Origin of the sequence: Streptomyces sp. WZ.A104 (genome assembly GCF_002382885.1) — a bacterium.
Classification (GTDB): Bacteria; Actinomycetota; Actinomycetes; order Streptomycetales; family Streptomycetaceae; genus Streptomyces.
Genome location: NZ_NWVL01000046.1, coordinates 23,684 through 50,563 on the forward strand (window position 1 = coordinate 23,684; position 26,880 = coordinate 50,563).

Annotated in this window: 24 protein-coding genes; 19 read left to right on the plus strand and 5 right to left on the minus strand. The window is 70.4% G+C overall.

Annotated elements, in window-relative coordinates; genetic code table 11:
• Positions 1-56: 56 nt before the first annotated feature.
• The 12 genes from CIB93_RS23405 to CIB93_RS39025 all read left to right on the plus strand — a co-directional run bounded on the left by CIB93_RS23405 (position 57) and on the right by CIB93_RS39025 (position 13,517).
• Positions 57-1,394 (plus strand): CpaF family protein, encoded by a 1,338-nt coding sequence (locus CIB93_RS23405; RefSeq protein WP_096629567.1) that lies wholly within the window; start codon positions 57-59, stop codon positions 1,392-1,394.
• 10 nt (positions 1,395-1,404) lie between these two features.
• Positions 1,405-2,349: a type II secretion system F family protein gene (locus tag CIB93_RS23410; RefSeq protein WP_096629569.1), complete on the plus strand. Its 945-nt coding sequence runs from the start codon at positions 1,405-1,407 to the stop codon at positions 2,347-2,349.
• Positions 2,350-2,378: 29 nt separating this feature from the next.
• The gene (locus CIB93_RS23415) at positions 2,379-3,266 is read left to right on the plus strand and encodes a DUF5936 domain-containing protein (protein ID WP_096629570.1); all 888 of its coding nucleotides are present in this window, start codon (positions 2,379-2,381) and stop codon (positions 3,264-3,266) included.
• 158 nt (positions 3,267-3,424) lie between these two features.
• Positions 3,425-4,819 (plus strand): sensor histidine kinase, encoded by a 1,395-nt coding sequence (locus CIB93_RS23420; RefSeq protein WP_107470976.1) that lies wholly within the window; start codon positions 3,425-3,427, stop codon positions 4,817-4,819.
• Positions 4,820-4,884: 65 nt separating this feature from the next.
• Positions 4,885-5,913 carry a response regulator transcription factor gene (locus tag CIB93_RS23425; protein WP_096629572.1) on the plus strand — a complete coding sequence of 343 codons (1,029 nt, stop codon included), beginning with the start codon at positions 4,885-4,887 and terminating at the stop codon, positions 5,911-5,913.
• Positions 5,914-6,126: 213 nt separating this feature from the next.
• Positions 6,127-6,357 carry a hypothetical protein gene (locus CIB93_RS23430; protein ID WP_096629574.1) on the plus strand — a complete coding sequence of 77 codons (231 nt, stop codon included), beginning with the start codon at positions 6,127-6,129 and terminating at the stop codon, positions 6,355-6,357.
• Positions 6,357-6,965, plus strand: coding sequence for a pilus assembly protein TadG-related protein (locus CIB93_RS23435; RefSeq protein ID WP_096629614.1), 609 nt, complete (start codon positions 6,357-6,359; stop codon positions 6,963-6,965). The genes CIB93_RS23430 and CIB93_RS23435 overlap by 1 nt, the downstream gene beginning before the upstream one ends.
• A gap of 29 nt (positions 6,966-6,994) precedes the next feature.
• Positions 6,995-7,618: a hypothetical protein gene (locus tag CIB93_RS23440; protein ID WP_096629575.1), complete on the plus strand. Its 624-nt coding sequence runs from the start codon at positions 6,995-6,997 to the stop codon at positions 7,616-7,618.
• Between the two features lie 29 nt (positions 7,619-7,647).
• Positions 7,648-8,268 carry an OmpA family protein gene (locus CIB93_RS23445; RefSeq protein WP_179500219.1) on the plus strand — a complete coding sequence of 207 codons (621 nt, stop codon included), beginning with the start codon at positions 7,648-7,650 and terminating at the stop codon, positions 8,266-8,268.
• A 206-nt stretch (positions 8,269-8,474) separates the two neighbouring features.
• Positions 8,475-9,935 (plus strand): amidase, encoded by a 1,461-nt coding sequence (locus CIB93_RS23450; protein WP_096629617.1) that lies wholly within the window; start codon positions 8,475-8,477, stop codon positions 9,933-9,935.
• 534 nt (positions 9,936-10,469) lie between these two features.
• On the plus strand, positions 10,470-11,054 hold the full coding sequence (locus CIB93_RS23455) for a DinB family protein (RefSeq protein WP_096629619.1): 585 nt from the start codon (positions 10,470-10,472) through the stop codon (positions 11,052-11,054).
• 282 nt (positions 11,055-11,336) lie between these two features.
• Complete coding sequence (locus CIB93_RS39025) at positions 11,337-13,517, plus strand: DUF4157 domain-containing protein (RefSeq protein WP_096629577.1); 2,181 nt, start codon at positions 11,337-11,339, stop codon at positions 13,515-13,517.
• Positions 13,518-13,562: 45 nt separating this feature from the next.
• Here CIB93_RS39025 and CIB93_RS23465 read toward each other — a convergent pair whose 3' ends face one another.
• Positions 13,563-14,168 carry a hypothetical protein gene (locus tag CIB93_RS23465; RefSeq protein ID WP_096629578.1) on the minus strand — a complete coding sequence of 202 codons (606 nt, stop codon included), beginning with the start codon at positions 14,166-14,168 and terminating at the stop codon, positions 13,563-13,565.
• Positions 14,169-14,200: 32 nt separating this feature from the next.
• Positions 14,201-16,186, minus strand: coding sequence for a hypothetical protein (locus CIB93_RS23470; RefSeq protein WP_373558796.1), 1,986 nt, complete (start codon positions 16,184-16,186; stop codon positions 14,201-14,203).
• A gap of 296 nt (positions 16,187-16,482) precedes the next feature.
• Here CIB93_RS23470 and CIB93_RS23475 point away from each other — a divergent pair, with 296 nt between their 5' ends.
• Both CIB93_RS23475 and CIB93_RS23480 read left to right on the plus strand, forming a co-directional pair.
• Positions 16,483-17,076, plus strand: a complete 594-nt coding sequence (locus CIB93_RS23475) for a hypothetical protein (protein ID WP_096629581.1) — start codon at positions 16,483-16,485, stop codon at positions 17,074-17,076.
• A gap of 223 nt (positions 17,077-17,299) precedes the next feature.
• Positions 17,300-18,499, plus strand: coding sequence for a hypothetical protein (locus tag CIB93_RS23480; protein WP_096629583.1), 1,200 nt, complete (start codon positions 17,300-17,302; stop codon positions 18,497-18,499).
• A 22-nt stretch (positions 18,500-18,521) separates the two neighbouring features.
• Here the strand turns inward: CIB93_RS23480 and CIB93_RS23485 are convergent, their stop codons facing one another.
• On the minus strand, positions 18,522-18,905 hold the full coding sequence (locus CIB93_RS23485; protein ID WP_096629584.1) for a DUF192 domain-containing protein: 384 nt from the start codon (positions 18,903-18,905) through the stop codon (positions 18,522-18,524).
• Positions 18,906-19,029: 124 nt separating this feature from the next.
• Between CIB93_RS23485 and CIB93_RS23490 the strand changes: the two genes are divergently transcribed.
• From CIB93_RS23490 to CIB93_RS23500, 3 genes are all read left to right on the plus strand, one after another.
• Positions 19,030-19,902, plus strand: a complete 873-nt coding sequence (locus CIB93_RS23490; protein WP_096629586.1) for an A24 family peptidase — start codon at positions 19,030-19,032, stop codon at positions 19,900-19,902.
• A gap of 141 nt (positions 19,903-20,043) precedes the next feature.
• A complete protein-coding gene (locus CIB93_RS23495; protein ID WP_096629587.1) occupies positions 20,044-20,847 on the plus strand; it encodes a class I SAM-dependent methyltransferase in 804 nt (267 codons plus the stop codon).
• Between the two features lie 164 nt (positions 20,848-21,011).
• Positions 21,012-21,458 carry a hypothetical protein gene (locus CIB93_RS23500; RefSeq protein WP_096629621.1) on the plus strand — a complete coding sequence of 149 codons (447 nt, stop codon included), beginning with the start codon at positions 21,012-21,014 and terminating at the stop codon, positions 21,456-21,458.
• 79 nt (positions 21,459-21,537) lie between these two features.
• Here CIB93_RS23500 and CIB93_RS23505 read toward each other — a convergent pair whose 3' ends face one another.
• Positions 21,538-22,758, minus strand: coding sequence for a winged helix DNA-binding domain-containing protein (locus CIB93_RS23505; RefSeq protein ID WP_096629589.1), 1,221 nt, complete (start codon positions 22,756-22,758; stop codon positions 21,538-21,540).
• A 264-nt stretch (positions 22,759-23,022) separates the two neighbouring features.
• Positions 23,023-24,072 (minus strand): L-glyceraldehyde 3-phosphate reductase, encoded by a 1,050-nt coding sequence (mgrA, locus tag CIB93_RS23510; RefSeq protein ID WP_096629590.1) that lies wholly within the window; start codon positions 24,070-24,072, stop codon positions 23,023-23,025.
• A 215-nt stretch (positions 24,073-24,287) separates the two neighbouring features.
• Here mgrA and CIB93_RS23515 point away from each other — a divergent pair, with 215 nt between their 5' ends.
• Both CIB93_RS23515 and CIB93_RS23520 read left to right on the plus strand, forming a co-directional pair.
• Positions 24,288-25,049: an isoprenyl transferase gene (locus tag CIB93_RS23515; protein ID WP_096629622.1), complete on the plus strand. Its 762-nt coding sequence runs from the start codon at positions 24,288-24,290 to the stop codon at positions 25,047-25,049.
• 352 nt (positions 25,050-25,401) lie between these two features.
• Positions 25,402-26,724 (plus strand): PhoH family protein, encoded by a 1,323-nt coding sequence (locus CIB93_RS23520; protein ID WP_096629592.1) that lies wholly within the window; start codon positions 25,402-25,404, stop codon positions 26,722-26,724.
• Positions 26,725-26,880: the final 156 nt, after the last annotated feature.

A 26,880-nucleotide genomic window follows, 5' to 3' on the forward strand; every position in this document is an offset into this window, starting at 1 on the left:
GGCCGCACGTACCGACCGGACCAGCACCATCCGCGACACCGAGGAGAGTTACGCAGATGAGCCTGCGGTCACGCATCACCGCTCCGGAGGAGCAGGGCGGGGCACGGGAGGACGGTCACCTGGTGGCCACCTACCGGGCCAAGCTGCTGGAGGAGATCGACCTCGCGGAGATGTCCTCGCTGGCCGCCGCCGACCGGCGGGCCCGGCTGGAGCGCGTCCTCGGCCACATCATCAGCCGCGAGGGCCCGGTGCTCTCCACCGTGGAACGCTCCCAGCTGATCCGCCGCGTCGTGGACGAGGCGCTCGGTCTCGGCATCCTGGAACCGCTCCTGGAGGACGCGTCCATCACCGAGATCATGGTCAACGGCCCCGACCAGATCTTCGTCGAACGCAATGGCAAGGTCGAACAGCTCCCGATGCGCTTCGGCTCCCACGAGCAGCTGATGCAGACCATCGAGCGGATCGTGTCGACCGTCAACCGCCGTGTCGACGAGTCGAATCCGATGGTCGACGCGCGCCTGCCCAGCGGTGAACGTGTCAACGTCATCATCCCGCCGCTTTCGCTCACCGGCGCGACGCTCACCATCCGACGCTTCCCGCGCTCCTTCACGCTCCAGGAGATGATCGGCTTCGGTTCGCTGGACGAACAGATGCTGGTCCTGCTCGCCGGTCTCGTACAGGCCAAGCTCAACGTCATCGTCTCGGGCGCCACCGGCACCGGCAAGACGACCCTCCTCAACGCGCTGTCCGGGCTGATCCCCAACTCCGAGCGCATCGTCACCATCGAGGACTCCGCGGAGCTCCAGCTCCAGCAGAGCCACGTCATCCGGCTGGAGTCCCGCCCGGCGAACGTCGAGGGCAAGGGCCAGATCACCATCCGCGACCTGGTCCGCAACTCCCTGCGTATGCGCCCCGACCGCATCGTCGTCGGTGAGGTCCGCGGCGGAGAGTCCCTCGACATGCTCCAGGCGATGTCCACCGGCCACGACGGTTCGCTGGCCACCGTCCACGCCAACAGCGCCGAGGACGCGTTGATGCGGCTCCAGACCCTCGCCTCCATGTCGGAGGTCGAGATCCCCTTCGAGGCGCTGCACGACCAGATCAACAGCGCCGTCGACGTGATCGTCCAGCTCACCCGGCACGCCGACGGGGCCAGGAAGATCACCGAGATCGCCGTACTGGACTCGCACGGCCGCGACCCGTACCGGATCGTCACGGTCGCACGGTTCAACGCCCGGCCGATGGCCCCGGACGGCCGGATCCACGGAGATTTCCAGTACCTCCCGCTGCCCCGCAAGATCGCCGACCGCCTCTACATGGCGAGCCAGCCCATCCCGCAGGCGTTCGGCGTCGCCGAGAGCGCCGGTCAACTCGCCACCCGAGAGGCCAACTAGGTACCGAGCCATGGACAACGTCAACCTCCCCCTGATCACCGTCGGCGTCACGCTGGTGGCCTGTGTGCTCGGCGTGATGGGCCTGTACGCCTACTCCGGCGGCAAGGCCGACCGCGACGCCCTCGTCGAACGCCTCTCCCACGTCGGGCAGCTCCCCGAGTCCGGCCGGGTCCGCCGCTTCAAGGGCCTGGACCGCAGGCTGCGCGGCACCGTGCTCGGCCGGAAGCTGGAGCTGAAGCTCGCCGCGACCGGCATGGAGCTCACCCCCGGCGAATTCCTCGTCTACGCGCTCGTGGCGATGGCGGGCCTGTGGATGATCGCCTCCGCCATGCTCGCCGCGTTCTTCGGCCCGGTCGCCGCGCTGATCGGCCTCTGGGGCACCAACGCCTTCCTCAACTGGCAGCGGGCCAAGCGCACCGAGCGCTTCATCAACCAGCTCCCCGAGCTCTCCCGGATCCTCGCCAACGCCACCCAGGCCGGCCTGGCTCTGCGCACCGCGCTCTCCATGGCCGCCGAGGAGCTGGAGGACCCGGCGGGCGAGGAACTGGCCAGAGTGGCACGGCGCCTGGCGGTCGGCGAGCCTCTGGAGGACGCCCTGGGTGAACTGACCGACCGCCTTCCCTCCCGCGAACTGGTCGTCCTCGTCACGACGTTGGTGCTCTCCAACCGGGCGGGCGGTACGGTCGTCAGCTCGCTGCGCAACCTCACCGAGACCCTGGAGGAGCGCAAGGAGACCCGCCGCGAGGTCAAGACCCAGCTCTCCCAGGTCACGGTCACCGCCTACGCCGTACCGGCCTTCGGTATCGGCGCGATGCTCCTGATGAACGCGGTGATGCCCGGCGCGCTGGACCGGATGACGGGCGCCTTCATCGGCCAGGCGGCGGTCGTCGTCGCCATCGCCCTGTACGCCATCGGGTTCGTGGTGATCCGCCGCCTGTCCCGTATCGACGTCTGACGCCAGGAAGAGAGAGGGGAAGGACGGACATGGATCTGCTGCTGGCTCTGGTCGTCGGCCTCGCCGTGTACGGGGCCATCCACGGCATCCGGATGTACCGGGCCGACGCCAAGCTCCCCGGCGACCTCGCCGTAGCCCTCGAATCCGGGGCCACCCGCACCAGCGCGGTCGGCTCGGGCATCGACCGCCTGGGCATCCGCTGGGCCCCCATGGTGCTGCGGATGATGGGCCCCAAGGCCGTCAACAAGAAGCGCCGCCAGATCGACCTGGCGGGCAACCCCGGCGGCCTCACCATCGACCGCTACGCGGCCCGCCGGGCGGTCTACGGGGCGCTGGGCCTCCTCGGCGCGTTCTCGATGCTCCTGCGCGGCCAGCTGTTCCTGGCCCTCCTGATGATCGCCTTCGGCCTGTTCTGGGTGGAGGCCGGGATCTGGTCGGCGATCCGGGTGCGCCGCGAGCACATCGAACGCACCCTGCCGGACTTCCTCGACGTGCTGGCCGTCGTCGTCTCCGCCGGGCTCGGCTTCCGGCAGGCGCTGGACCGGGTCGCGGAGAAGTACGAAGGCCCGTGGTCCGACGAACTGCGCATCACCCTGCGGCAGATGGACATGGGCGTCAGCCGCCGCCAGGCCTTCGAGGAGCTGCGCAGACGCAACGACTCCGAGCAGGTCGCCATGTTCGTCACCACGCTCCAGCAGGGCGAGGAACTGGGCGCGCCGATCGTCGAGACGCTCATCCAGATCGCCAACGACATGCGCCGCACGGACGCCCAGAACGCCCGCCGCAAGGCGGCCAAGGCGGTCCCGAAGGCGACGTTCGCGGTGACGTCGTTCCTGCTCCCCGGCACGCTCGTGCTCCTCACGGTCGGATTCGTGTACGGGGCGGATGTCGACTTCGCATTTATCACGGGCGGCTGACATGAACGACGGGCGGGATGGGGACGCAACCTCTGCGCCCCGGAGCGCTCTTCGAGCGACGGATGTACGGGATGTTCGAGATCCGCGGCATATGCGGGATGTGCGGGATACCCGGGATGCAGGGGCCGTACGGGGCACGGGACGGAGGTGACAGGCACATGGCATACCAGCTGAGCGGCGCCCAGCCCGGACTGAGCGCGGAACTGACCCGCGTACACACCGGCACCCCGGCCCGCCCGGCCTTCGCCATCCAGGTCAACGCGCTCCAGGCGATGTGCCGCCAGGTCTTCGGCTTCCGTCTGGCGATGATCGCGATAGCGACCCCGTACGCCATCGGCCACACCGCGCCCGGTCTGCCCACCTGGTTCATCGGCACGGCGATCCTGGTCACTTTCATGGGCTCGTACCTCCTGTTCCGGGACTGGGAGCGTTTCGGCCCGTTCCTGCTGCGCCGCCCCTGGCTGCTCGCCGTCGACGTGTTCTTCGGCGCCCTGCTGCTGGTCACGGCGACCCCCGAGTCGACCCTCGCGTACGTCACCGTCTGCACCCCGCTGCTGGCGGGCCTGATCCAGGGCTGGCGGGGCGCGGCGGTCTTCGCGGCGCTCCAGGTGGTGATCGTCTTCGGCGTGTACGCGAGCGTGCCGAAGCTGGAGGGCGGCGGCGCGACGGCCCTTCTGCTGCCCGGCTTCTGCGTACTGGCCGGGGCGGTCGGGGTCACCCTGCGCAACCTGCTCCTGCGCTTCGGGGCGGCCACGCAGGCGCTCACCGAGACCCGGGCGCGGCTCGCGGTGAACGAGGCGGTGGAGGGCGAACGCACCCGCCTGGCCCGGGAGATGCACGACTCGGTCGCCAAGACCCTGCACGGCCTGGCGCTGGCCGCCGACGGCCTGGCGGGCTCGGCGGACCGCATGGACCCGCCCACCGTGAAACTCCAGGCGGAACTGGTGGCCCGAGCCGCGCGAAGGGCCGCGGCCGAATCGAGGGAACTCCTGACGGACCTGCGGCGGGAGCAGGGCCTGGAGGGCGGCGTGGACATCGTCGCCGAACTGGCCTTCCAGGCGAAGGACTTCACTGAGCGCCATCCGGTAACGGCCACCTTCCGCCGCCTGTCCGAGGAGATCCCGGTCCCCCCGGTCCCGCAGGCGGTCGCCCGGCAACTCCTCACCGTCGCCTCCGAGGCCCTGGAGAACGCCCACCGCCACGCGGGCCCGACGTACCTGATCGTTCTCGCGGGCGTGAAGGGCGATGTGCTCCGCATCAGCGTGTACGACGACGGCCGGGGCCTCCCCGCCGGTACGACTCTGGAAGGGCTGCGCCGGGCGGGTCACTTCGGCCTGGTCGGCATGGTCGAGAGGGCCGCGTCGATCGGGGCCCGCATCAGGATCGGCCGGGGAAAGGCGGAGAAGGGCACGGAGGTGCGCCTGGAACTGCCGTTGGCGGCTTTGCGGGGGCGCGAAGGAACACCCCACCCAAGCCGACCCCACCCAAGCCGACCTCACCCCAACCCGGTCCGGCTCGACCGAAGCCACCCGCCATCAGCAAACACCCAGTAACACGCCCACAACCCCCACAACCCCCACAGCCCCTATAACTTCCAACCCTGAGAGGAGGTCGCAGCATGCCGGACGATGTCTCCCCCGCGACGAGTGGCTACGGAGCGGTGGGCCACCCCCACGGGGCGGTGGCCCACCCCCACGCTTCCCAGCACGCCTCGTCGCACATCCCGCTCGCGTCGGACCCCGGCCCCGCGGGCCACCCTGACCACCGCACCCCCCAGCACTCTGCGATCAACCCCGCGCCCCCCGTCTCCTCCGGCTTTCCCTCCGGACCCACCGCACCGGAGACCGAGCGGCTCCGGGTGGTGGTCGCGGACGACAACCCGGTGGTCCGGGCGGGCCTGGGCGTCCTGCTTTCGGGCCGGGCGGACATCCAGGTGGTCGCGGAGGCGGCGGACGGCCGAGAGGCGTACGAGAAGACCCTCGAACACCGCCCCGACGTGGTTCTGCTGGACGTCCGCATGCCCGGTGTGGACGGCATCTCGGCCCTGCCGCACCTGGTGGGCATCGCCCCCGTACTGATGCTGACGTACAGCAGGGAGAGCCAGATCGTCCACGAGGCCCTGCGGCTGGGGGCGGGCGGCTATCTGGTGCACGGTGAGTTCACGGCCGACCAGCTGGTCCAGGCGGTACGCGACACGAAGGAGGGCCGCGCGAACTTCACGGTCACCGCCGCTGACGCCCTCCTGGCCCACATGCGCCACGGCACGGCCCCGCACCGGGCACCCCTCCCCGAGGGCCTCGGCTCGGCACTGACGGCAACACCGCCCCCACCCCCTTCACACCCGGCTGAACCTTCGGAAAGCCTTTCGCAACTGCAACCTGTTGTGGGACAGTCTTCGGTAGGCGGGGGGTCGGTATCTGCCCCCAACAGGCAGCAGTACGGGCTCAGTTCGAGGGAGGTGGAGGTCATGGACCTGATTGCGTCCGGAATGAGCAATCAGCAGATCGCCGCCACCTGCTTCATCAGTGAGAAGACGGTCAAGAACCACATCAACCGCATCTTCACCAAGCTCCACAGCGCCACCCGCAGCGAGGCGATAGCCCACTGGCTCGGCACAGCGCCGAGGGCCCCGGGGCGGCGGCCATGAGCGAGCGCACCCCCACGACGGCCCCCACGCGGGCCCAGGCGGCCCTTTGGGCCCGTGAATGGGCCCACGGGCCCTCTGGCCGAACGGTGTTGGCCCCCTATGTTTCTCATGTCGCCAGCGAAACCGGCCAGGAGGAAGCCGGTACCGCGAACGACACCGCAGAAGCGTGCGAGTCGGCCGGCAACTGGTCGGCCGAACCAGGAGGGGCACACCATGTCGAACATCACCCTGAAGACCGCCGTCCGCGTCAACGGCTGGGCGAGCACCGCGGTCAGCAGCATCCAGAAGCGCGCGGGGGCGAAGGACCGGGGTCAGACGGCGTTCGAGTACCTGGGGATCATCCTGGTGGTCGTGGCGATCATCGGGGCGATCGTGGCGACGGGGATCGGCGGGGCGATCTCGGAGCGCATCAGCGGGCTGGTGGATTCCATCACGGCTCAGTGATGATCAGTCGTTCTCGCAACGACGAAGGGCAGGCCTTCCCCATCTACGTAGTGATGGTGGCGGGCCTGCTCTTCCTCGCGTTTGCCTTCTTTGCTGTCGGTAAGGCTTCCGCGTTGCGCAACGGCTCGCAGGGCGCTGCCGACGCCGCCGCACTCGCCGCCGCTCAGAGCGCACGTGACGATCTCGGGACGGAGTTCTATGCCTCGCTTCCCGCCAACACGCTGGACCTCTTCCTGGGTGCGCCCTTCGCTCCGCGCTGCGACGAGGCGGGGCGGCTGGCCGACATCAATGGGACCGACCTGCGTTCCTGCGTCCCGGCCTACGGCTACCTGCGTGACCGGATCACGGTCGATGTCGAGGGCCGTCGACCGGTGGACTCGTCGGTGCTGCCCGGCTCGGAGAGCAAGTTCGCCAAGGCCAAGGCCACCGCACTCATCGAGTTCCGTTGCCCTCGCCCGAAAGCCCTGGACTTCAACAGCGACGGAGTCCAGGACCTCTTCATCTTCACGTGCCGGAACGGCGAGGTCCTTGAGATCGCGCCGGGCAGCCCTCCCCCGTGGGAGAGCGTGAGCAGAACCCTCTTTGATGTGCGGTTGGTCGACCAGTGACAGCGATCCATGAGTAGAGGAATCCGAACATGAGCATTCGGCACACCACGACAGGCCGAAGGGCGCTGGCGGCTGCCGCTCTGGCAGCCGTCTTCAGCCTGGCCCTCACCGGCTGCGGTGACGACGGCGGCGGCAGCGACGAGGCCAAGCAGGGTACCGAGAACTCTGCGAAGCCTCCGGCGCCCACCACTCCGTCCACGGAAGAGAAAGGCGAGCAGCAGCCGGACACCGCCGCAGGTGAGAACGTGGACCCGAATGCGAAGCTGGCGGAGATCCGCGGCGACGGTCTTGTGCTGACCGTCCATCAGGCCAAGCGTGACTCCGGAGGGTTCGTCACCATCCAGGCGTCGATCAAGAACGAAGGCACACAGTCCAAGAACACGACTGCGTGGGCGGGCACGGAGACCGCTCTCCTGGCGAAGAACCCGAACTCGGTCGCTGGGGCGACCCTCGTCGACAAGGTCGGCAAGAAGCGTTACTACATCCTGCGCGACACTGAGAACCGCTGCCTGTGCACGACCGGTATTCCGCCCCTCCTGGCCGGGAAGACCACTTCCGTGTTCATGCAGTTCCCGGCACCGCCGGAGGCGACGACGGAGGTCGACTTCACACTTCCGACCTTCGCGACCACCTCGGTAAAGATCTCCGGGTGACGGCCGCCATGACGCACACACGCACTCGAATGCGACCGCGTGGCCGGTCGGCGGCAGCGCTCCTGGTCGTTGCGAGCCTCACGTTCTTCGGAACGACACCCGCGTTGGCCGATGACAGCCCCAGCGTTCCGCCGGGCACCGAGGCGCAGTCGGTCCCACCGGTGCAGGTCGATGCCAATGACCCCGACCTGAAGATGCCCGACGGCGGAACCCTCGGACCGGCCAAGGTCCTCGACATCGTCCAGGTAGTCGAAGACCTCGGTGGCGAGGAACGCCGTGAGGACAGCAACGCCAACATCAAGTTCGCCCTCCAGGCGGAAGTCCTCTTCGGCAAGGACAGCGCGAAGCTCGGCTCGGCCGCCAACGCCCGGATCGCCGCCATCGCGGAGGAGATCAAGAAGCAGAACGCCACCAGGGTCCGCGTCTTCGGCTTCACCGACAACCTCGGTTCCTCGGCCCACGGCGACGTCCTCTCCAAGCAGCGTGCCGACGCCGTGCACAAGGTCCTGTCGAAGCAGCTCGGCTCCTCGATCACGTACGAGATCCGTGGCTACGGCGAGCAGTACCCGATCGCCAGCAACAGCAACGAGGAGGGCCGGAAGAAGAACCGCCGCGTGGAGGTCTCCTTCCCGCGCGGGGAGGGATCCTGACCTCTTCCCCCACGTACTGTGTGGGGCCGAGAGGTTCACTGTTCGGCGTACCCGCCATCGCTCACTGAGCGGTGGCGGGTACGTGCGTTCTCGGCGGGGCGCGGCTCATGGTGGAGGACCGGGCTATCCATCCCGTTGTGTGAATCGCTGTTTCGTGCCCTGTCCCGGAGGCCTATACGTTCGGATTCATGGAGTTCACGGAGTTCATGGAGCGGAAGTTTCTGACGGCCGAACAAATCGCGGCCGCCCTGCGTTCCGGTGAGGTGACCTCGGCGGAACTGACCGACGAGGCGATAGCCCGTATCGAACGGGATGACAAGGCGATCAACGCCATCTGCGTGCCGGACTTCGACCGCGCCCGGGCAGCCGCGCGCGATGCCGACCAGGCACGCGCCCGAGGTGAGGACCGGCCGCTGCTCGGCATACCGGTCACGGTCAAGGAGTCCTACAACGTGGCCGGGCTGCCCACGACCTGGGGCATGCCGCCGCACCGGGACTACCTGCCCACCGAGGACGCGGTGCAGGTCTCACGGCTGAAGAGCGCGGGTGCGGTGGTGCTCGGTAAGACGAATGTGCCTTTGGGGCTGCAAGACATACAGAGTTTCAACGAGATCTACGGCACCACCAATAACCCGTGGGATCACGGCCGCACTTCGGGCGGATCCTCCGGCGGTTCCGCGGCGGCCCTGGCATTCGGATTCGGTGCGCTGTCCATCGGCTCCGACCTCGCCGGTTCCTTGCGGACCCCCGCGCATTTCTGCGGTGTCTACGCACACAAACCGACGCTCGGGCTGGCGTCGAGCCGCGGTATGGTCCCGCCCCACACACCTGCGTTGCCGGTCGCCCCCGACCTCGCCGTCGTCGGTCCGATGGCGCGCAGCGCCCGCGACCTCACGCTCCTGCTCGACGTCATGGCCGGGCCGGACCCGCTGACGTTCGGTGTGGCGCACCACGTGACGCTGCCGCCCGCGCGCCACGAGCGGCTGTGCGACTTCAGGGTCCTGGTCCTCGACGAGCATCCGTTCATTCCGACCGGATCCGCCGTACGGGCGGGCGTGGACCGGGTGGCCGACGCGCTGGTCGACGCCGGCGCCCGCGTCGAGTGGCACAGTCAGCTGCTGCCCGATCTGGCCGAGGCCGCGACGATCTACATGCAGTTGCTGGTCGCGGGCTCCGTTGCACGATTTCCTGTCGAGTCCTACGAACAACTGCGCTCCCAGGCCGCCGGACTGAGCACGGATGACCACAGCCTTGACGCGGTGCGGCTGCGCGGCATGGTGCTCAGTCACCGCGACTGGATCGAGGTGGACACCCGTCGCGAGTACCACCGCCACGGCTGGCGACAGCTCTTCGCCGAGTTCGACGCCGTGGTCTGTCCCATCACGCCCACTCCGGCGTTCCCGCACGACCATCACCCCGACCCGAGGCAACGCCGTATCGACATCGACGGCATCGAATACCCGTACTTCGACCAACTCGTCTGGGCCGGCCTGGCCACCATGCCCGGTCTGCCTTCCACCGCCGTCCCGGCGGGCCGATCCCCGGAGGGCCTGCCGGTGGGAGTGCAGCTCATAGGCCCGATGTTCGAGGACCGTACTCCTCTGCGCCTGGCCGAACTGCTTGAGCAGAGGATCGGCGGCTTCCAGGCACCAGAGCGGGGAGCGTAATAGCGGGGCGTTCGTAGAGGACGAGGTACGGATGTGATGGGAGGGGTGTCGTCTCCTCCTCTTCGGCCCTGAGTTCGCCTATGGGCGAGCAGGACCCGCTGGGCGACCCGCGGAGCGCGGCGGCCGGGCGAGGCTTGCCCGCCGCAGCGCTGCGGACTCGCGGGCTCACCTGCTACGCCTGGCCCGCCACGCTGGCCCCGGGCGAACTCCTCTCCGTGGCAACGCGGATGGTGCCCGGCAGAGAGTTGTACGTAGTCCATCGAGCGCCTCCGCCGTGACAGTGGAAGGTCGAGAGGGAGATCGCCCGGCTCTTCGGCTACCGCCGCCTCACAGTCCGGTACGCGCGAAGGGGCAACCTCCTGAAGGTTGTCACGTGCGCCGGGGGTCGCGAACTTCTTCTAGCGGGTCAGGCTGTGGCGGGTCGGGCTGTAGCAGGCCAGGCCAGGGCCGTGGCCAGGCTTCGGCTCTGCCAGTCATTGCGGGCCACGTACGGGATCTTGAGGCCACGAGCAGCGCATGGCAGGCTCGTGGCGCGTGATCGATGAATTCGCGAAGGACAACCTGCACGGGAGACTGCGGCGGGACCGCCAGGCGCTGCTCTGGAAACTCGACGGATTGTCCGAATACGACGCCCGCCGACCGCTGACAGCGACCGGGACCAACCTCCTCGGCCTGGTCAAACACGTGGCCACCGTCGAGGCCAGGTACTTCGGCGAGGTCTTCGACCGCCCTTCCCCGGAACCGCTGCCCCAGTGGCAGGACTCCGACGGCAGCGATCTGTGGGCGACCGAGGGAGAGACCCGCGATCAGATCATCGGGTTCTACCGGCGTACGTGGGAACACTCGGACGCGACGATCAACGAACTTCCCCTCGACGCCCCCGGCCACGTGCCGTGGTGGCCGGAGCCTTGGGCCAATACGAACCTGTTCGCCATCATGGTCCATGTCCTCGGCGAGTCCATCCGGCATACCGGGCACGCCGATATCCTGCGCGAGGGCCTCGACGGCCGGACCGGGTTGCGCGCCGAACACGAGAAGCCGATCGACGAGGAAGCCCGTGCGGCCTACTGCGCGAAGATCGAGCAGGCCGCCAGGTCGGCCGCACCGATCGAGGCTTAGAGGCAGTCTCATGTGACGGGATGTTCGGGCGGCATGGTGCCGGTCCTGGGTGCCGATCCATCGAATCCGACGAAGCGTCCGGCGACGAGTGAAGCCCCCGTCGTTCGCCATGCCCCGGGCCGACGGCCAACTGTCGGCGGGCCGGCGTAAGTCGCACGATAGTTTGACAGTCGATACTCTCCGGTACACGCGCATTTTCCTGGTATCGAGTTGATTTCCCCTGCTAGCTGATTGTCCTGTATCCGACGCCGCGCGAACGTCGCCGTCCCGAAGGCAGTAGAGATGTCCCACTCCCATCTGCACAACGAGCCCGGCAAAGCCGCCGAGGGGTCCGGTCGACGCCAGGCGCGGGCTCAGTTCGCGTCCCAAGAGCAGGCGGCGGCAGCGACGTCCGGTCTGGCGGCCTTACAGGCCCGCGCGGGCAACGCTGCCGTCGTCCAGATGTTGCGCGAGGCAGGACACCCTCGGGCCCAGGGCCAGGGCCAGGACCGTGGTGAGGAGCAGCACCAGCACTCCGCAGGGTGCGGTCACCACGGCGACCGGGCCGCCCCTGTGCAGCGCGCCGCCGTCCACGACGTACTGCGTGCGCCCGGACGGCCGCTGGACGACGCGACCCGTAGCGACATGGAATCCCGGCTGGGCGCCGACTTCTCCGACGTGCGGGTTCACACCGACGCCGCCGCGAAGGCTACCGCCGCGGACATGGGGGCCCGCGCCTACACCTCCGGCAGTCATGTCGTCATCGGGGAAGGCGGCGGTGACCGGCACACTCTGGCCCACGAGCTGACCCATGTGATCCAGCAGCGGCAGGGGCCGGTGTCCGGGACCGATCAGGGCAACGGGGTCTCCGTAAGTGATCCCTCCGACCGGTTCGAACGCGAAGCCGAGGCCAACGCCCGCCGCGCCCTCTCCCGCCCGGGTGGCGCGAGCCGCGCACCGGACCGGCATGAGTCCGCCTCCGTCCAGCAGGCCCCGGCCCTTGCAGCGCAGGAGTCCGCCTCCGTCCAGCAGGCCCCGGCCCTTGCAGCGCACGAGCCCGCCTCCGTCCAGCAGGCCCCCGCACCGGCCCGGCACGAAGCCGCCCCCGCGCACGCCGCAGCCATAGCGGTTCAGCGGTTCCACCGGCCCTTCGCCGGTGACAACGCTCCGGCCGACTGGGCGCAGACCGCCCGGGAGTACATCAGGAGCAACTACGCGGGAATCGTGACGCAGTACACGCGTGTGGTGCTGGGAATGGAAGCGGCGGCGCCGGTCGAGCAGAAGGCCAAGGTGCGCGTTCTTCGGCAGATGGGCGCGGCGTCCCAGGACAACCTTCCCGAGATCCTGTCCCGGGCCGTGGCCAACGGTGGCGCCGAGGTCAGTGACCAGGAGCTCAACGCGGTGGTGAAGTACCTGAATATCATGGAGGAGGAGTGCGCGACGGCGGCCAAGGTCAGGGAAGATCCGGACTATGCCAATCCGCTGCCGGGAAGCGTCATCGGGACCGAGTTCACGTTCACGGACGACACCCTCAACGGGATCGCCGGAGGTAACCCGCTGCGCGTGGACATCGGTGGACTGACCGGGCAGGCGGACGCCAACGCCAGGGCCGCGATCACCTACGCCCGGAACAAGATGAACGCCTGGACCGCGCATGTGCAGGGCACCGCCCCGCCGAACGGGTTCACCATGACGGTGAGTGATGTCACCGTGAAGGACCAGGCCGGGAAGCGATTCACGTATTCCCAGGGCAACACCCGGTGGTGGTGGGAGATCACCATGGACGATGCGTGCCTGGAGACGCGGACCGACCCGACCTCGGTCAGCAGCATGCGCGACCCCCACGTGCGAACCATCATCAAGAATCACATATTCGGCGGTGCCCAGGCCTCCGGCCTGCGCGTGGACCAGAGCATCGCCGGTGGTGGCGGCCACATCTCCATGGACAGTGCCTCGGCGTTCGGCGGAAGCGTCGAGCTGTTCGTCCAGTCCATGCGGGAATGGGAGGACAACTGGGAGAACTGGGTGGCGAAGTTCGGTGCCGAACCGCGAGAGACGGATGTGGTGAACGCACCGTGGACCGGAAGCCTGCCCCAGGACCACCTGCCCGCCGTGCGGGACCTCCTCGACCGCATCCTCGCCGAGGCGCGGAGCGGAAGGACGCATCTGCCGCAGGCGATCGGGGAGCTACAGGCCCACATGGTGAACCTCCCCCTGCACGCGAACGCCCCCCAGCACCTCCGGGAGAAGGTGGACGCCCACCCCGAGGACCGGCTGCACTACCAGGCCGTGAACCTGGAGCACATGGGTGAGGACACGGAGACCGCGCACCGCCGCATCGAGTTCCGCGACATCCAGGCGCAGGCGAACTACGAGCAACTGCTCGACGACCTCCAATACATCGGCTTCCTGCTCCAAGGCGTCCGCGACAACGTCGGCGGCGAGCAGGAGGCCCGCCTGGGCGAGCGCCACCCCAGGAAGTAGCCCCAGCCCGGCCCTGCGCGCACCCCAACGCGGAGCGCGCAGGGCCTACTTCACGGTGATCGACCCCACGAACGCGTCCAGCTCCTCCCCGCTCACCGCGTCCTTCACCGCGTTGAGACGGACCACGAACGGCACGCCCTTCGAGTCCACCCCGGCGACCAGCACGCCCGTCATCGGTGTACCGGCGTTCGGGGTGGACTCGCGGCCGTCCGCCGTGAAGTCGTAGTCGATCCGACGGGCATCGCGGGCCTCGCGGGCGCTCGCCGGGCCCGCGAGGCGTACGTCCTCCGTGGCCTTGCGGGTGGAGCCCAGGCCGATGCCCGCGCCCGCGGCGGCCGCCGCCCCGGCCGCGTCGCGCACGCCGGTGGCGAAGTCCAGCTGGACCGAGACCATGCCGGTACGGATGCCCTTCTCCTCCTTGAGCGCGACAGCGGCGTTGCTCTTCGCACGCTCGGCCGCCGGCTGCTCGGCGTACCCCTCGTTCTTCGGGTAGCCGACGCTGAGGCTCTTGGTGTCCAGCGTGCCCCAGCCCTCGGGCACCTCCGCCGTGCCCTCTGAGCCGTCGCCGCCGCACCCGGTGAGCAGCAGCGCCGCCCCCAGGACGGCCACCGCCGTCCCGCGCACCTGGGTCGTCCGCGTCCTGGCCCTCATCGCCCTTGTCACCGCCCCTCACGTCCTCTCGGTCAGTTCGCGCAGTAGCTGTACGGAAGATACGTGCGTCGGTCGCCCTGCGGGGCCCCGAGGAACCGTGCGTCCGTCAGTGTCTCCTTCTTCTCCTCGGAGGAGAGGGAGAGGCCGAGGCTCATCCCGAGCGAGATCTCGAAGCCGAACTCCTGGGCGTCGCTCTCGCCGAGATACCGCATCGTGCTCGACAGGCCGTCCTCGAACATCAGCTGCCGGAAAGGATCGTTGCCCTGCGGGCGGGAGTCCATGCCCTGGTCGCCGAAGAGGTACTCGAACGGGGCGGTGTTGTTGCCGGAGCCGTCCAGCCACTGTTCGGCGATCGCGCGCTCGGCCTCGGTCGCCGCGTCCGTCTCCTTGCCGAAGACGATCGAGTTCGTCACCACGTCGATACCGGTCTCGCTTGAGGAGTCGGATGCGCTGCCCTTGCCTCCGCGCTTGTCCTGGCCGTTCTCTCCGTTGTCGCCGCCCACCTCGACCTTGCCGGACGTCGAACCGTTCTCCACGGTCTGCGTCATGTCGATGCGGACGATCTTCCCGGTCTTCTGGTCGCGGGTGACGGTGATGGCGCCGGTGCGGTTCTGCTTGGCGCCCACGGTCCCCCTGACCGGGCCCACGTTCCCGGTGGCCTTGCCCTCCAGTTCGAGCTTGGCGGTGTACGTGTACGACTCGTTGCCGTTCACGTCGTCCTTGGTGATCGTCACCTCGGGCGAGAACTTCGCCTTGCCGCCCAGCTTGGCACCCAGCTCGTCCTCGTCTCCGCCCTTGACGGACAGGCCGCCGTCGGCGTAGGCGTCGAGACCGATGGTCGAGTAGGAGATCTTCTTGTCGCCGATCTTCCGCTCGACCTGCTCCTTCTTCTCCCCCCACTTCATCGCGGAGTACCAGCCCCCGCCGTACGCCCCGCTGTGCTTGGTGGAGGTCTCCCACATCTTCATTTCCTCGATGTCGTCCCGCATCTGCTGAGCCTCTTCCTCGCTCGCGAAGATCCAGGTGTCACCGTTGGTGATCTTGATGCCGCCGCCGATGTCGACATCCGCCTTGCCGAGGCTCCCGAGCTTGACGCCGGGCGTACTGGCGGTGACCCCGGCGGAGGCCGCGTCCGTGAAGGTCATGGAGACGATCTTGTCGTTGCCGTCGACCTTGCCGTCCCCGTTCACATCGGTGTTCGCCTGGGAGACCTTCTGCTGGAAGCCGTACTCCTGGCCCCACTCGAACCAGCCGATCTTGACCTTGCCCCCCGCGGTGTCGGAGATGGAGGAGACCTGGCACATCTTCGGCTCGTAGTCCGCGTCCGTCCTCGGCCGCGCCTCGGGGTCCTGGCCGCCCCCGCCGCACGAGCCGCCGCCCGCCAGGGAGGTGACCGCGCACCGGATGCGCTCGCCGATCTGCCCGCCGACCCCGGCCATCGCCATCGCGCCGATCAGCAGCACGACGAGGACGACGACGCCCAGGTACTCCATCGCCGTCGCGCCGCCGTCACGCCAGTTGTACGAGTACGACGGCGGCGGAGGCGGGGGCCGGGTGGCGCGTTCCGCCACCAGCCGGTCGACCGCAACCCCGGACGCCGCCCCCGCCGCCAGCGAGACCACGGGCATGAGGACCCCCTCGATCCCCACCACGTCCCACGAGACGGCGAAGCCGTACAGCAGCCCGCCCAGCGGTACGGTGAGGGTGGCGAGCAGATACAGCGGGCGGGAGGACGCGCGGTACTCGTCCGGGAGCACACGGGCCGCGGCCAGGACCGTCAGCAGCGTCACGGCGAGCGCGGGCAGGTGGATCAGGGCCAGCCGCCAGCCGAAGGTGTCCAACCGGGCCTCGGTGCCCAGTAGTCCGAGCAGAATCCGGCTCACCAGCAGCCCGGCGGTGAGATAGACGAGCGCGCCCGCCACCCAGCTCCGCGTCAACGCGAAGAGCCGGCCGTCCTGTTGGCCGTGCGCAACGGAGCCACTGCCTCCGCCGCGTCCGTCACCGCCGCCACCGCTCACACCGCACCCTCTCCCTGGGTGTGGGACCCGAACCCGGATCCGACCCCGCGCATGTTGTCCGACGGCCGAGAGCGTACGGCCGGGATGCCGCGACGGCCCGGGTCCACGGTCCCAAAGATGGGCCCAAGTCCATTGGGACGGGCGTGGGTTGTGCCAATTGTTCGCCGGGTGCTCCGCTTTTGGGCCGCCCGTGGGTCCGGGGGCCCATGCCACCCCGGCCGCCGCTCAGTACGCTCGGTGGTGCCGGTGGTCGCCGACCACGACACCGTGATGACGTGTGATGGGGTGGGGCGTCGATGAGCGCCGGATTCTTCTACTCGTACCACCTGGGCTGGTCCCGGCCGGACGCCCGGGCGCTCCTGGGGGACCTGGAGGCGGAGGGGCTCCGTCCGGCGCACCCGGTGACCGGCCGCATCGTCCTCGTCAGCCTCGACTCCCCATCCTCCGGCGCTCGTTCGCCGGTCACGCGTGAACAGCTGCTGTCCGTCGCCGGGCTCCAGCGGCTTCAGGAGGTCGGCTTCCGGTTGTGGGCGGACGGGGACCTCGACCTCCTGGTGCGCATCCGGCGGGCGCGGGCCGGCGTCGTCGCCGTCGAGTTCTCCGTCGGGGAGCTGCCCCCACCGGAGCGGGAGCACGCGGTGAACGCCATCCGGCGGACGATCGGGCGGGCGTCCGTGCTCTGCATCGGCTTCGTCGTCGACCGGAGCGGCGCGACCGGCGCCACCGACTGGGACGGTGTCGTCATCGACGGCACCGCCCACCTCGACGCCTGGCCCGACGCCGTCGCCGTACGCGGCGAGACGGCGGCCCGCCACCCCCAGCTGGCTGTCATGGACGCGGTGGAGATCTCGCCCTGGAAGGTGTTCGGGAACGCGGTGCTCGGCGTGTGACCCTCAGTACCCCACCTCGCGCCCCCCCGTGCCCCCCCCACCCCGTGCCCCCCACCCCGCGCCCCCCAACGCCCCCCGCCTCGCATGCCCAGTCGCGCCCCCCAACGCCCCCCGCCTCGCATGCCCAGTCGCGCCCCTCCACGTCCCCCGCCTCGCGTGCCCAGCCGCGCGCCCGGCCTTCCGCCGTCCAGGAGTGTCCGACATCGGCGTCATAATCGGCCGTATGTCCGACAACCAGCTCCGTACCCGGACGCCCGACGCCCCGGGCCCGAGGCCCATCGCTCCCGGGCCCCGGGCCACCGCCGCGCTCCGGGCCGCCGCGCCCGCCCTCGCGGTCTACGCCGCCGTGCGGGCCCTGGGGCTCCTGGTCCTCTGGGCAGCCGCCTCGGCCACCGGGAAGGACGCACTCACGCGGCTCAGCGGACGCTGGGACTCCGTCTGGTATCAGCGCATCGCCGAGGACGGATACGGGTACACCGTCACGCTCCCCGACGGCGCCCTCCACTCCGACCTGGCCTTCTTCCCCCTCCTCCCCGCCCTGGAACGCGGCATCTCAGAGGTGACTCCGCTCACCCCCGGCGGCGCCGGACTCCTGGTCGCCTGGTCGGCCGGGCTGCTCGCGGCCTGGGGCGTCTTCGCCGTCGGCGCGCACCTTCACGGGCGGCGCACGGGGGTGGTGCTGGCCGCGCTGTGGGGGGTGTATCCGACGGCGTTCGTCCAGTCGATGGCATACACCGAGACGCTCTTCACCGCGCTGGCCGCCTGGGCGCTGTACGCCGTCCTCACCAGCCGCTGGATCGCGGCCGGTGCCCTGTGCGCACTGGCGGGGCTCACCCGGCCGTCGGCGGCCGCCCTCATCGCGGCCCTGGCGATCACCGCCGCCGTCACCCTCGTACGGGAGTGCCGTGCCGGAGGCGGTGCCGGTCCGGTCCTCCGCCGCAACGACCGGATGATCGCGGGCGTGGCACTCGCCCCGCTGGGCTGGCTGGCGTACGTCGTGTTCGTGGCCGTACGAGAAGGCAGCCCGTTCGCGTACTTCGACGTCCAGGCGCAGTGGGGCAACAACATCGACGGCGGCCGCGCCCTCGCCTCCTTCATCGCCGGTCTCCCGTGGCCCGCCGCCCTCGGGCTGTGCGCGGCGCTCGGGCTGCTCGGGTGGCTCGTGGTGCTCTGCGTACGGCAGCGGCAGCCGCTCCCCGTCCTCGTCTACACCCTTGCGATCGTCGTCATCTCGCTGATCGGCGCCGGGTACTTCGGCTCCCGGCCGCGCCTGATGATGCCCGCGTTCCCGCTGCTCCTGCCGCCCGCCGTCGCCCTGATGCGGCTGCGGACGACCGGGCGCGCGGCAGCCGTCCTCGCCGTGCTCGCCTGCCTGTCGGCCGGTTACGGCGCCTGGACCCTGCTCGGCGCGGGCCCGCCGTAGGCCGCCCCGGCCCGCCGTACGCCTACGGGGTGCCCGCCGCCCGCAGCTCCACCCGTACGCCCGGGCGCACCCCCCACCGCTCCATCATCCCGGCCTCCGCCTCCACCACGTGCCGGGCCCGCAGCCGGGGCAGTCCCAGTCGGCCCGGCTTCATCGTGCGGACCGCCAGCACCCTGAACTTCCGGTCCAGATAAGCCACATCGATGGGAAACCGCATCCGGAAGGTGTGCACACTCCCGCACGGGGTGAGCATCAGCGCCCCCTCGATCCCGTCCCGCCCGAGCAGCCCCCGGGTGCGTGCCCGGTACGAGGCCGCTATCCGCAGCGGGACCTCCCGGGGCCCCTCGCCGGAGTTCGCGCCGACCGTGAGCGTTCCGTCTCCGTCGCGCCATGTCCTTGTCCACATGGGCACCGACCGTAGCCCCCGGCGGCCCCGCGCGGGTCCCTGACGACCACGCATGGGCCTCCAAGGCCACGTATGGGCCCCCGGGCCCAAGACCCCTGGCGGCAACCGGGATTAGGGTCGCCCCGTGGACGTCGCGTTGCTCGCCCTCGCCGCTGTCTGGGGTGCCGCCACCGGACTGCTGATCCCGCGTGCCGCCTACCGGTTCGCCGTCGCGCCGGAGGAGCCCTGGCGTACCGCGTGCCCCGCCGGTCATCCGCTCACCGGGCCGGCGGGCGGCTGGCTCGGCCCGGCCCGCTGCACGCCCTGCGCCACAGCCCCGGAAGCGCCCGCCGACGCCGACACGGACGGCATCGAGGCGGTCTGCACCGATCCGGACGGCACCGAGGCGACCGGCACCCGTCCCGGCACCGGCACCCGTCCCGGCACCGGTCCGCCTCCCCGTACGCACTACGCCCCCTACGCCCCCGGCGTCCTCGCCCCCCTGGTCACCGTGCTCGCCTGTGTCGTGCTGGCCGCCGCCACAGGGGCCCGGCCCGAGTTGTTCGGATGGCTGGCGCTGGCCCCCGTCGCCGTGCTCCTCGCCGTCGTCGACCGGCGCGTCCACCGGCTCCCCGACCCGCTGACCCTGCCCCTGGCCGGTGCGGCCGTCCTGCTGCTCGGCGGCGCGGCCCTGTTCCCCGGACACGCGGGTTCCTGGACGTCCGGGCTGCTGGGCGGTCTGGCCCTGGGCGGTTTCTACTTCCTGCTCTTCCTGATCAACCCGAACGGCATGGGCTTCGGTGACGTGAAGCTCGCCCTCGCCCTGGGCGTGGCGCTCGGCTGGTACGGCTGGGAGGTGCTGTTCGTCGGCGGGTTCGCCGGGTTCCTGTTCGGGGCGGCGTACGGACTGGGGCTGGTGATCCTGCGCCGGGCGGGGCGCAGGACGGGCATCCCGTTCGGCCCGTTCATGATCGCCGGGGCGCTGGCCGGGCTGCTGCTCGGAGCCCTCGCCGCCTGACGCCCGAGCGGGACGTGCGCCAGGTCCGGCGCGCGCCCGCTCGTCCGGGGGCGACGGCTCTTTGCGGGTGCCGACCGGTCGTCGCGGGCCCGGCCCCGGAATCCGTTCGCGTACCCCTGCCTCACCTGACACGATTTCCCTATGCCCGAAGAGTCCACCCCCCTCCCGTTTTCCTCCGCCGCCTCCCGCGACCGGTTCGAGGCCCTGGTCGCCGAGGCGGCCGCCGTCCCCGTCGAAGGCTGGGACTTCTCCTGGCTCGACGGCCGGGCCACCGAGCAGCGACCCTCCTGGGGGTACGCCCGCGCGATGGCCGACCGGCTCGGCCGGGCCCGTGCCGCGCTCGACCTCCAGACCGGGGGCGGCGAGGTGCTGGCCGCCGCACCGAAGCTTCCGCCGGTGACCGTGGCCACCGAGGCCTGGCCGCCGAACATCGCCCGCGCCACCGCGCTCCTGCATCCTCTGGGCGCGGTTGTCGTCGCGGACGAGGACGAACCGCCGCTGCCCTTCGGCGACGCCGCCTTCGACCTCGTCGTCAGCCGTCATCCGGTGACCACCTGGTGGGCGGAGATCGCCCGCGTCCTGGCCCCCGGCGGTACGTACTTCTCACAGCAGGTCGGACCGGCGAGCGTCTTCGAACTCGTCGAGTTCTTCCTCGGCCCGCAGCCGCCCGAGGTGCGCCGGGCCCGTGACCCCGAGGACGCGCGCGCCGCCGCGACGGCGGCCGGACTTGAGCTGGTGGACCTGCGGGCCGAGAGCCTGCGCACCGAGTTCTTCGACATCGGGGCGGTCGTCTACTTCCTGCGCAAGGTGATCTGGATGGTGCCCGGGTTCACCGTCGAGGGGTACCTGCCCCAACTCGCCGCCCTGCACCGCAGGATCGAGGACGAGGGGCCCTTCCTCGCCCACACGACCCGCTTCCTGATCGAGGCCCGCAAGCCGGGGTGACCGGCCCGGGGGTGCGGTCGGTGACCGGACCGGGAGACCGCCTCCCGGTCAACCCGCCTACCCCGGACGCCAGTTCACTCCTGTCTCGGAGGCAACGGGATCGCGGGTGCCGCCGTCCTACTCGACGGGAGCACGCACGGCGAAGCGAAGGAGTGGGAGTGGCCATGCCCTTGGAGCGGGAGGACTGTGCGGCGCGGACCGGGCGCCCGCGGCACGGCAACGCCGACTGGCTCACGGGGTCCCGGATCACCGCCGTCCTCGGGGTGTACTACCGGCCCGAGGGGCGCGCGGGTGAGCCGGAGGCCGTCGAGTTCGTGCTCGCGGAGGGCCAGTCCGTGCTGCTGACCTGTGCCTCCGACGGGACGCTCCGGGTCACCCCCGGCGCCTGGCCCCGGCTGCCCGACTGGTGCGTACCGGCGAGCCAGTGGCAGCACGCCCCGCCCGCCCTGTTACCGCCCGTGCCGTACGGGGGAGCCTGGACGGTCGTCGGCACCCGGGAGCGCAGGCACGCGAACGGGGAGGTGGTGCAGGCCGTGATCCGGTGCCAGGAAGGGGACTTCGTGGTCGAGGCCGGGGAGACGATGGCGGTCCGCTTCGACCAGCACCCCTGATCCGCAGAGAGCCACCCCTGATCCGCAGGGAGGCCCGTACGCACGATCCGTGCGCCGCTCCCGCACCCCTCCCGCACTCCTACGCGTGCGGTCCCACCGTCACCGTACCCACCGTCAGCTCCGCCGTTCCCTCCATGATCGCGGCCACCCGCTCCACCTGCTCCTCCAGGTCCCGCAGCCGGGGGGCCGTCAGCGGCTTCAGGGGTTCCACCGTCACCGCGATCCGGCGGCCCGAGCGGCGCTGGTGCCAGACCCCGGCCACCGTGCCGTCCACCAGCAGCACCGGGTAGTTCCCCGCCTGCCCGCCGCCGAGCGCCCGCTCGTACGCGGTGCCGGGAAACAGCCGCCCCCGGGGGTGCGAGGCGATCGTGAACGCGTCGAAGTACGGGAGCAGCCGCACGCCCCGCGCCGGCTCGTTCGGGAAGTCCGTATCGCCCGCCACCACCCAGGCGGACCCCTCGTCCGCGAACTCCACCTCCTCGATCGCCCCCGACGCGGCCGACGCGGCGAACTGCTCGGCCGCCCAGCGCTTCGGTGCCGCGAGCCACCGGGCGAAGTGGGCGGGGGTCGCGGGCCCGTACGCGTACAGGTACCGCTCGACCAGGGCCGCCAGTGCCGCGGGGCCGGGCATCGGGGTGCACCCGGGGTTGGTGTACGTCGCCTTCCGGCCCCGGTTCGGGGCGTAGGCGAGGGCGCCCCGGTGGCCCGCCAGGTGCAGGACCTGCCGCCAGCGCGGCCACATCGTCTGAAAGGCGGGCATCACCGGGTCCCCGGCCCACGGACCGGTCCGCGCGACGACCTCGTCGGAGAGCTCGTCGACCGTGAGCTCCACCCCCTGCAACGCGTCCCCGACCGCCGTGACGACCGCCTCCACCTGGTCCGGGGTCATCCGGGCGTCCTTGGAGAAGAGGTTCGGGCCCGTCGGTACGGCGGACAGCGCGCCGGTCCACAGGGGCAGGTCCGCCACGGGCAGGAGATGCACCGTGCCGCGCGGCCCGAACGTCTTCACCAGGGTGGTCCGCCCGGACTCACCGGTCCCCTCCGCCCACAGCGCCGCACGCACGTCCGTACGGGTCAGTCCGTCGCCCCGCAGCCCTACCGACAGCTCGGCAGCCGACAGCACCTGGGCATGCGCGCCGAGCATCGCGCCGACCGCCTCCGCCGTGGAGGCGGAGGCAGGCGCGGAGGGGGCGGAGGCAGGCGCGGAGGGGGCGGGAGCGGTCAGGTGCTGGCGGGCCAGCCGCCGGGTGTTCGCCTCGGGCCAGCTCACGGTCACGGTCGCACGGGCTCGTGTCGTCATACCTCGAACGTAGAGCCCCTTCCGGTCAGGGTCTGTCCTCAACCTGCCCCGGGAAGCGCAGGCACCGGGGTGCGTGCGCCGTGCTCGGAAGGGAGTCCGGTGAATCCGGAGAGTAATTGTGGAGTGGCGTGGCGCGCGATATCACTTACGAAGGGTTATGGTGGAAACCCCCCCTCGGGCCGGTCCGTATCCCCCCCCCACGGACCGGCCCGTTTTTTCCTTTCCACGGAAGCCCCCTTCTGCGGCGGCCCCGTTGACCACGCGTCAGCCGCGCCCGGCCCAGATGTTCGTACCCGCAGTGTCCACGGCGAAGGTGTCGATCTCCTTCAGCTCCTCGGTGGTCAGCGCCGGGCCCGCCAGCGCCGCGACGTTCTCCTCCAGCTGCTTCACGCTCGACGCGCCGATCAGCGCCGAGGTCATCCGGCTGTCGCGCAGCACCCACGCGATGGCGAGCTGGGCGAGCGACTGGCCCCGGCTCCGCGCGATGTCGTTGAGCCCGTTGAGGCGGCGGACCACCTCGTCGGAGAGCAGGCCCGGATCGAGGGACTTGCCCTGGGTGGCGCGCGAGCCCTCCGGGATGCCCTTCAGGTACTTGTTCGTGAGCAGGCCCTGCGCTAGCGGCACGAAGGAGATGCAGCCCATGCCCGCTGCCTCCAGGGTGTCGAGCAGGCTGTCGTCCTCGATCCAGCGGTTGATCATGGAGTAGGACGGCTGGTGGATCAGGGCCGGGACGCCCATCTCCCTCAGCAGCCCGGCTGCCTCGGCGGTCTGTTCCGCGTTGTACGAGGAGACGCCCACGTACAGCGCCTTGCCCTGCTGCACGGCGGACGCCAGGGCGCCCATCGTCTCCTCCAGCGGGGTCTGCGGGTCGAAGCGGTGCGAGTAGAAGATGTCGACGTAGTCGACGCCCATGCGCTTGAGGGAGGCGTCGAGCGAGGACAGCAGGTACTTCCGGGAGCCCCACTCGCCGTACGGGCCGGGGTGCATCAGATAGCCGGCCTTGGTGGAAATGACCAGTTCGTCCCGGTATCGGGCGAAGTCCTGTGCGAAGAGCTTGCCGAAGTTCAGCTCGGCCGAGCCGGGCGGCGGGCCGTAGTTGTTGGCCAGGTCGAAGTGGGTGACCCCGAGATCGAAGGCGCGGCGCAGGATCGCCCGCTGGGAGTCCAGGGGCCGGTCGTCGCCGAAGTTGTGCCACAGGCCCAGCGACAGGGCGGGCAGCTTGAGGCCGCTGTGCCCGGTCCGGCGGTACTCCATGGAGTCGTAGCGCGAACCGTCGGCGCGGTAATACAGGTCGGGGGAGAGGTAATCAGTCACGTTTCTCTCCTTATCACGGACTTGTGACAGGCCGGGTTGGGCCCCCGTGACCCGATCGCAGTAATGTGGCGGCTTCGGGGAATGCCGATGTGCGGCGCGGCTCATACCCGCGCGCGTGCGGACCGTGCAGCGCTCCCCCGCGGGGGTGGCCCCCGGACCCCCGGCGACGGGGAGGGCGGGCCCCGGGCCCGCACGGAACCGAGAGGGTGAACGCAGTGAACTTCCGCGACCTGGTGTACAGGCTCTACGCGCGCCGGGTGGAAGGCCGCCTGGACCACGACCAGGTGCCGAAGCACATCGGGGTCATCCTCGACGGCAACCGGCGGTGGGCCAAGGCCTCCGGCGGATCGGCGGTGCAGGGCCACCAGGCCGGTGCGGACAAGATCTCCGAGCTGCTCGGCTGGTGCACCGAGACCGATGTCGAGGTCGTCACCCTCTGGATGCTGTCCACGGACAACTTCGACCGGCCCGAGCACGAGCTGAAGCCGCTGCTGCGCATCATCGAGAACACCGTGCGCAATCTCGCCGCGGACGGGCGCTGGCGCGTCCACCACGTCGGCACGCTCGATCTGCTCCCGCCGGAGACGCAGACGGTGCTCAAGGAGGCCGAGGAGTCGACGTCCGGCATCGACGGGATAATCGTGAACGTCGCCGTCGGCTACGGCGGCCGCCAGGAGATCGCGGACGCGGTGCGCTCCCTGCTCCTGGAGCACTCGGCGAAGGGCACCACCTTCGAGGAGCTGGCCGAGGTCGTCTCCACCGACCTGATCTCCGAGCACCTCTACACCCGCGGCCAGCCCGATCCCGACCTGGTGATCCGGACGAGCGGCGAACAGCGGCTCTCCGGCTTCATGCTCTGGCAGAGCGCCCACTCGGAGTACTACTTCTGCGAGGTCTTCTGGCCCGCCTTCCGCAAGGTCGACTTCCTGCGGGCCCTGCGCGACTACGCCGCCCGCCACCGGCGCTACGGCGCCTGAACGGCCCACGGGGACGACTCCCCTATATAGAGGGGAGTCATCGCGCGTCCACCGGGACTTCTCCACACCGTGTCATATGCGGCGGCATGGCTTCCCGGGATGAAGGGAATACCTCTGACAGGGCGACATCCGGTCATCAACCAGGCGGATGTCGCATCCAAGTGAGCGGCACCCAGCCCGCTCGCCCGGGAGGCCCTTTGCACACGAAGGACCGTACACAGCGTGCGGCCGACGCGGAGGCCGTGGTTCGGCCCGCGCACGGGGGCCAGAACCCGGTCCGTCCTCTCCCTTCGGGAAGCTCCGCGACCGTTCGTCGCACTCCCCGACCTCGTCCGAGGGGGTACGTCCTTCCGTGGTGACCAGCACTAAGCGCCGCATGCCCGACCGGCGCACCTATGTTCTCGACACCAGCGTCCTGCTGGCCGACCCAGGCGCGATGGCCCGCTTCGACGAGCACGAAGTCGTGCTGCCGATCGTGGTGGTCACGGAGCTGGAGGCCAAACGGCACCATCCCGAACTCGGGTATTTCGCCCGGCAGGCCCTGCGTCTGCTGGACGACTTCCGGGTCCGGTACGGCCGACTGGACGCCCCGATCCCGCTCGGGGATCTGGGCGGGACGCTCCGTGTGGAACTCAACCACTCCGATCCCGGCGTCCTGCCCGCCGGCTACCGGTTGGGGGACAACGACTCACGGATTCTCGCGGTCGCACGCAACCTTCAGGCCGAGGGGTTCGACGTCACGGTCGTCTCCAAGGATCTGCCGCTGCGCATCAAGGCGTCCTCCGTCGGCCTCCTCGCCGAGGAGTACCGCGCGGAGCTCGCCATCACCGACTCCGGCTGGACCGGAATGGGTGAACTATCCCTTTCCGGGGAGCAGGTCGACCTGCTGTTCGGTGAGGAGAGGCTGTACGTCCCCGAGGCCGCCGACCTGCCCGTCCACACCGGCCTGGTCCTCCAGTCCGAGCGCGGCAAGGCGCTCGGCCGGGTGACGGCCGACGGCAACGTACGGCTCGTGCGGGGCGACCGGGATGCCTTCGGTATCCACGGCCGCAGCGCCGAACAGCGGATCGCCCTCGACCTGCTGCTCGACGGCGACGTCGGCATCGTCTCGCTGGGCGGCCGGGCCGGCACCGGCAAGTCGGCGCTGGCGCTCTGCGCGGGCCTGGAGGCGGTGCTGGAGCGTCGGCAGCACAAGAAGGTGATGGTCTTCCGGCCGCTGTACGCGGTGGGCGGGCAGGAGCTCGGCTATCTCCCCGGCAGCGAGGCCGAGAAGATGAGCCCCTGGGCGCAGGCCGTCTTCGACACGCTCTCGGCGGTCGCCGGGCGCGAGGTCATCGAGGAGGTACTCGGGCGCGGGATGCTGGAGGTCCTGCCGCTCACCCATATCCGCGGCCGCTCGCTGCACGACGCGTTCGTGATCGTGGACGAGGCGCAGTCGCTCGAACGGAACGTCCTGCTGACCGTGTTGTCCCGGATCGGGACGAATTCGCGTGTCGTGCTCACCCACGACGTCGCCCAGCGGGACAACCTCCGGGTCGGCCGGTACGACGGAGTCGTCGCCGTCGTCGAGAAGCTGAAGGGTCATCCGCTGTTCGCCCACGTCACGCTCACCCGGTCCGAGCGTTCGCGGATCGCCGCGCTGGTGACCGAAATGCTGGAGGAAGGCCAGATCTGACCCGCATGTCCCATTGATGCCGCCCGGCAAGCCAAGCAGCTTAGCCGGGCGGCATTGTGCTGCGCCGTCATTTCCACAAAACCGGTGACCCAAACGGGGTGTGACCTTTCCCACCCAGCACAGAATTGCCTCCCGGCGGCCCTGTCCGGCAGAGTC

Coding starts and splice junctions, on each gene's coding strand:
- CIB93_RS23405 (WP_096629567.1), top strand. CDS start 57: ATGAGCCTGCGGTCACGCATCACCGCTCCGGAGGAGCAGGGCGGGGCA.
- CIB93_RS23410 (WP_096629569.1), top strand. CDS start 1,405: ATGGACAACGTCAACCTCCCCCTGATCACCGTCGGCGTCACGCTGGTG.
- CIB93_RS23415 (WP_096629570.1), top strand. CDS start 2,379: ATGGATCTGCTGCTGGCTCTGGTCGTCGGCCTCGCCGTGTACGGGGCC.
- CIB93_RS23420 (WP_107470976.1), top strand. CDS start 3,425: ATGGCATACCAGCTGAGCGGCGCCCAGCCCGGACTGAGCGCGGAACTG.
- CIB93_RS23425 (WP_096629572.1), top strand. CDS start 4,885: ATGCCGGACGATGTCTCCCCCGCGACGAGTGGCTACGGAGCGGTGGGC.
- CIB93_RS23430 (WP_096629574.1), top strand. CDS start 6,127: ATGTCGAACATCACCCTGAAGACCGCCGTCCGCGTCAACGGCTGGGCG.
- CIB93_RS23435 (WP_096629614.1), top strand. CDS start 6,357: ATGATCAGTCGTTCTCGCAACGACGAAGGGCAGGCCTTCCCCATCTAC.
- CIB93_RS23440 (WP_096629575.1), top strand. CDS start 6,995: ATGAGCATTCGGCACACCACGACAGGCCGAAGGGCGCTGGCGGCTGCC.
- CIB93_RS23445 (WP_179500219.1), top strand. CDS start 7,648: ATGCGACCGCGTGGCCGGTCGGCGGCAGCGCTCCTGGTCGTTGCGAGC.
- CIB93_RS23450 (WP_096629617.1), top strand. CDS start 8,475: ATGGAGCGGAAGTTTCTGACGGCCGAACAAATCGCGGCCGCCCTGCGT.
- CIB93_RS39025 (WP_096629577.1), top strand. CDS start 11,337: ATGTCCCACTCCCATCTGCACAACGAGCCCGGCAAAGCCGCCGAGGGG.
- CIB93_RS23465 (WP_096629578.1), bottom strand. CDS start 14,168: ATGAGGGCCAGGACGCGGACGACCCAGGTGCGCGGGACGGCGGTGGCC.
- CIB93_RS23475 (WP_096629581.1), top strand. CDS start 16,483: ATGAGCGCCGGATTCTTCTACTCGTACCACCTGGGCTGGTCCCGGCCG.
- CIB93_RS23480 (WP_096629583.1), top strand. CDS start 17,300: ATGTCCGACAACCAGCTCCGTACCCGGACGCCCGACGCCCCGGGCCCG.
- CIB93_RS23485 (WP_096629584.1), bottom strand. CDS start 18,905: ATGTGGACAAGGACATGGCGCGACGGAGACGGAACGCTCACGGTCGGC.
- CIB93_RS23495 (WP_096629587.1), top strand. CDS start 20,044: ATGCCCGAAGAGTCCACCCCCCTCCCGTTTTCCTCCGCCGCCTCCCGC.
- CIB93_RS23500 (WP_096629621.1), top strand. CDS start 21,012: ATGCCCTTGGAGCGGGAGGACTGTGCGGCGCGGACCGGGCGCCCGCGG.
- CIB93_RS23505 (WP_096629589.1), bottom strand. CDS start 22,758: ATGACGACACGAGCCCGTGCGACCGTGACCGTGAGCTGGCCCGAGGCG.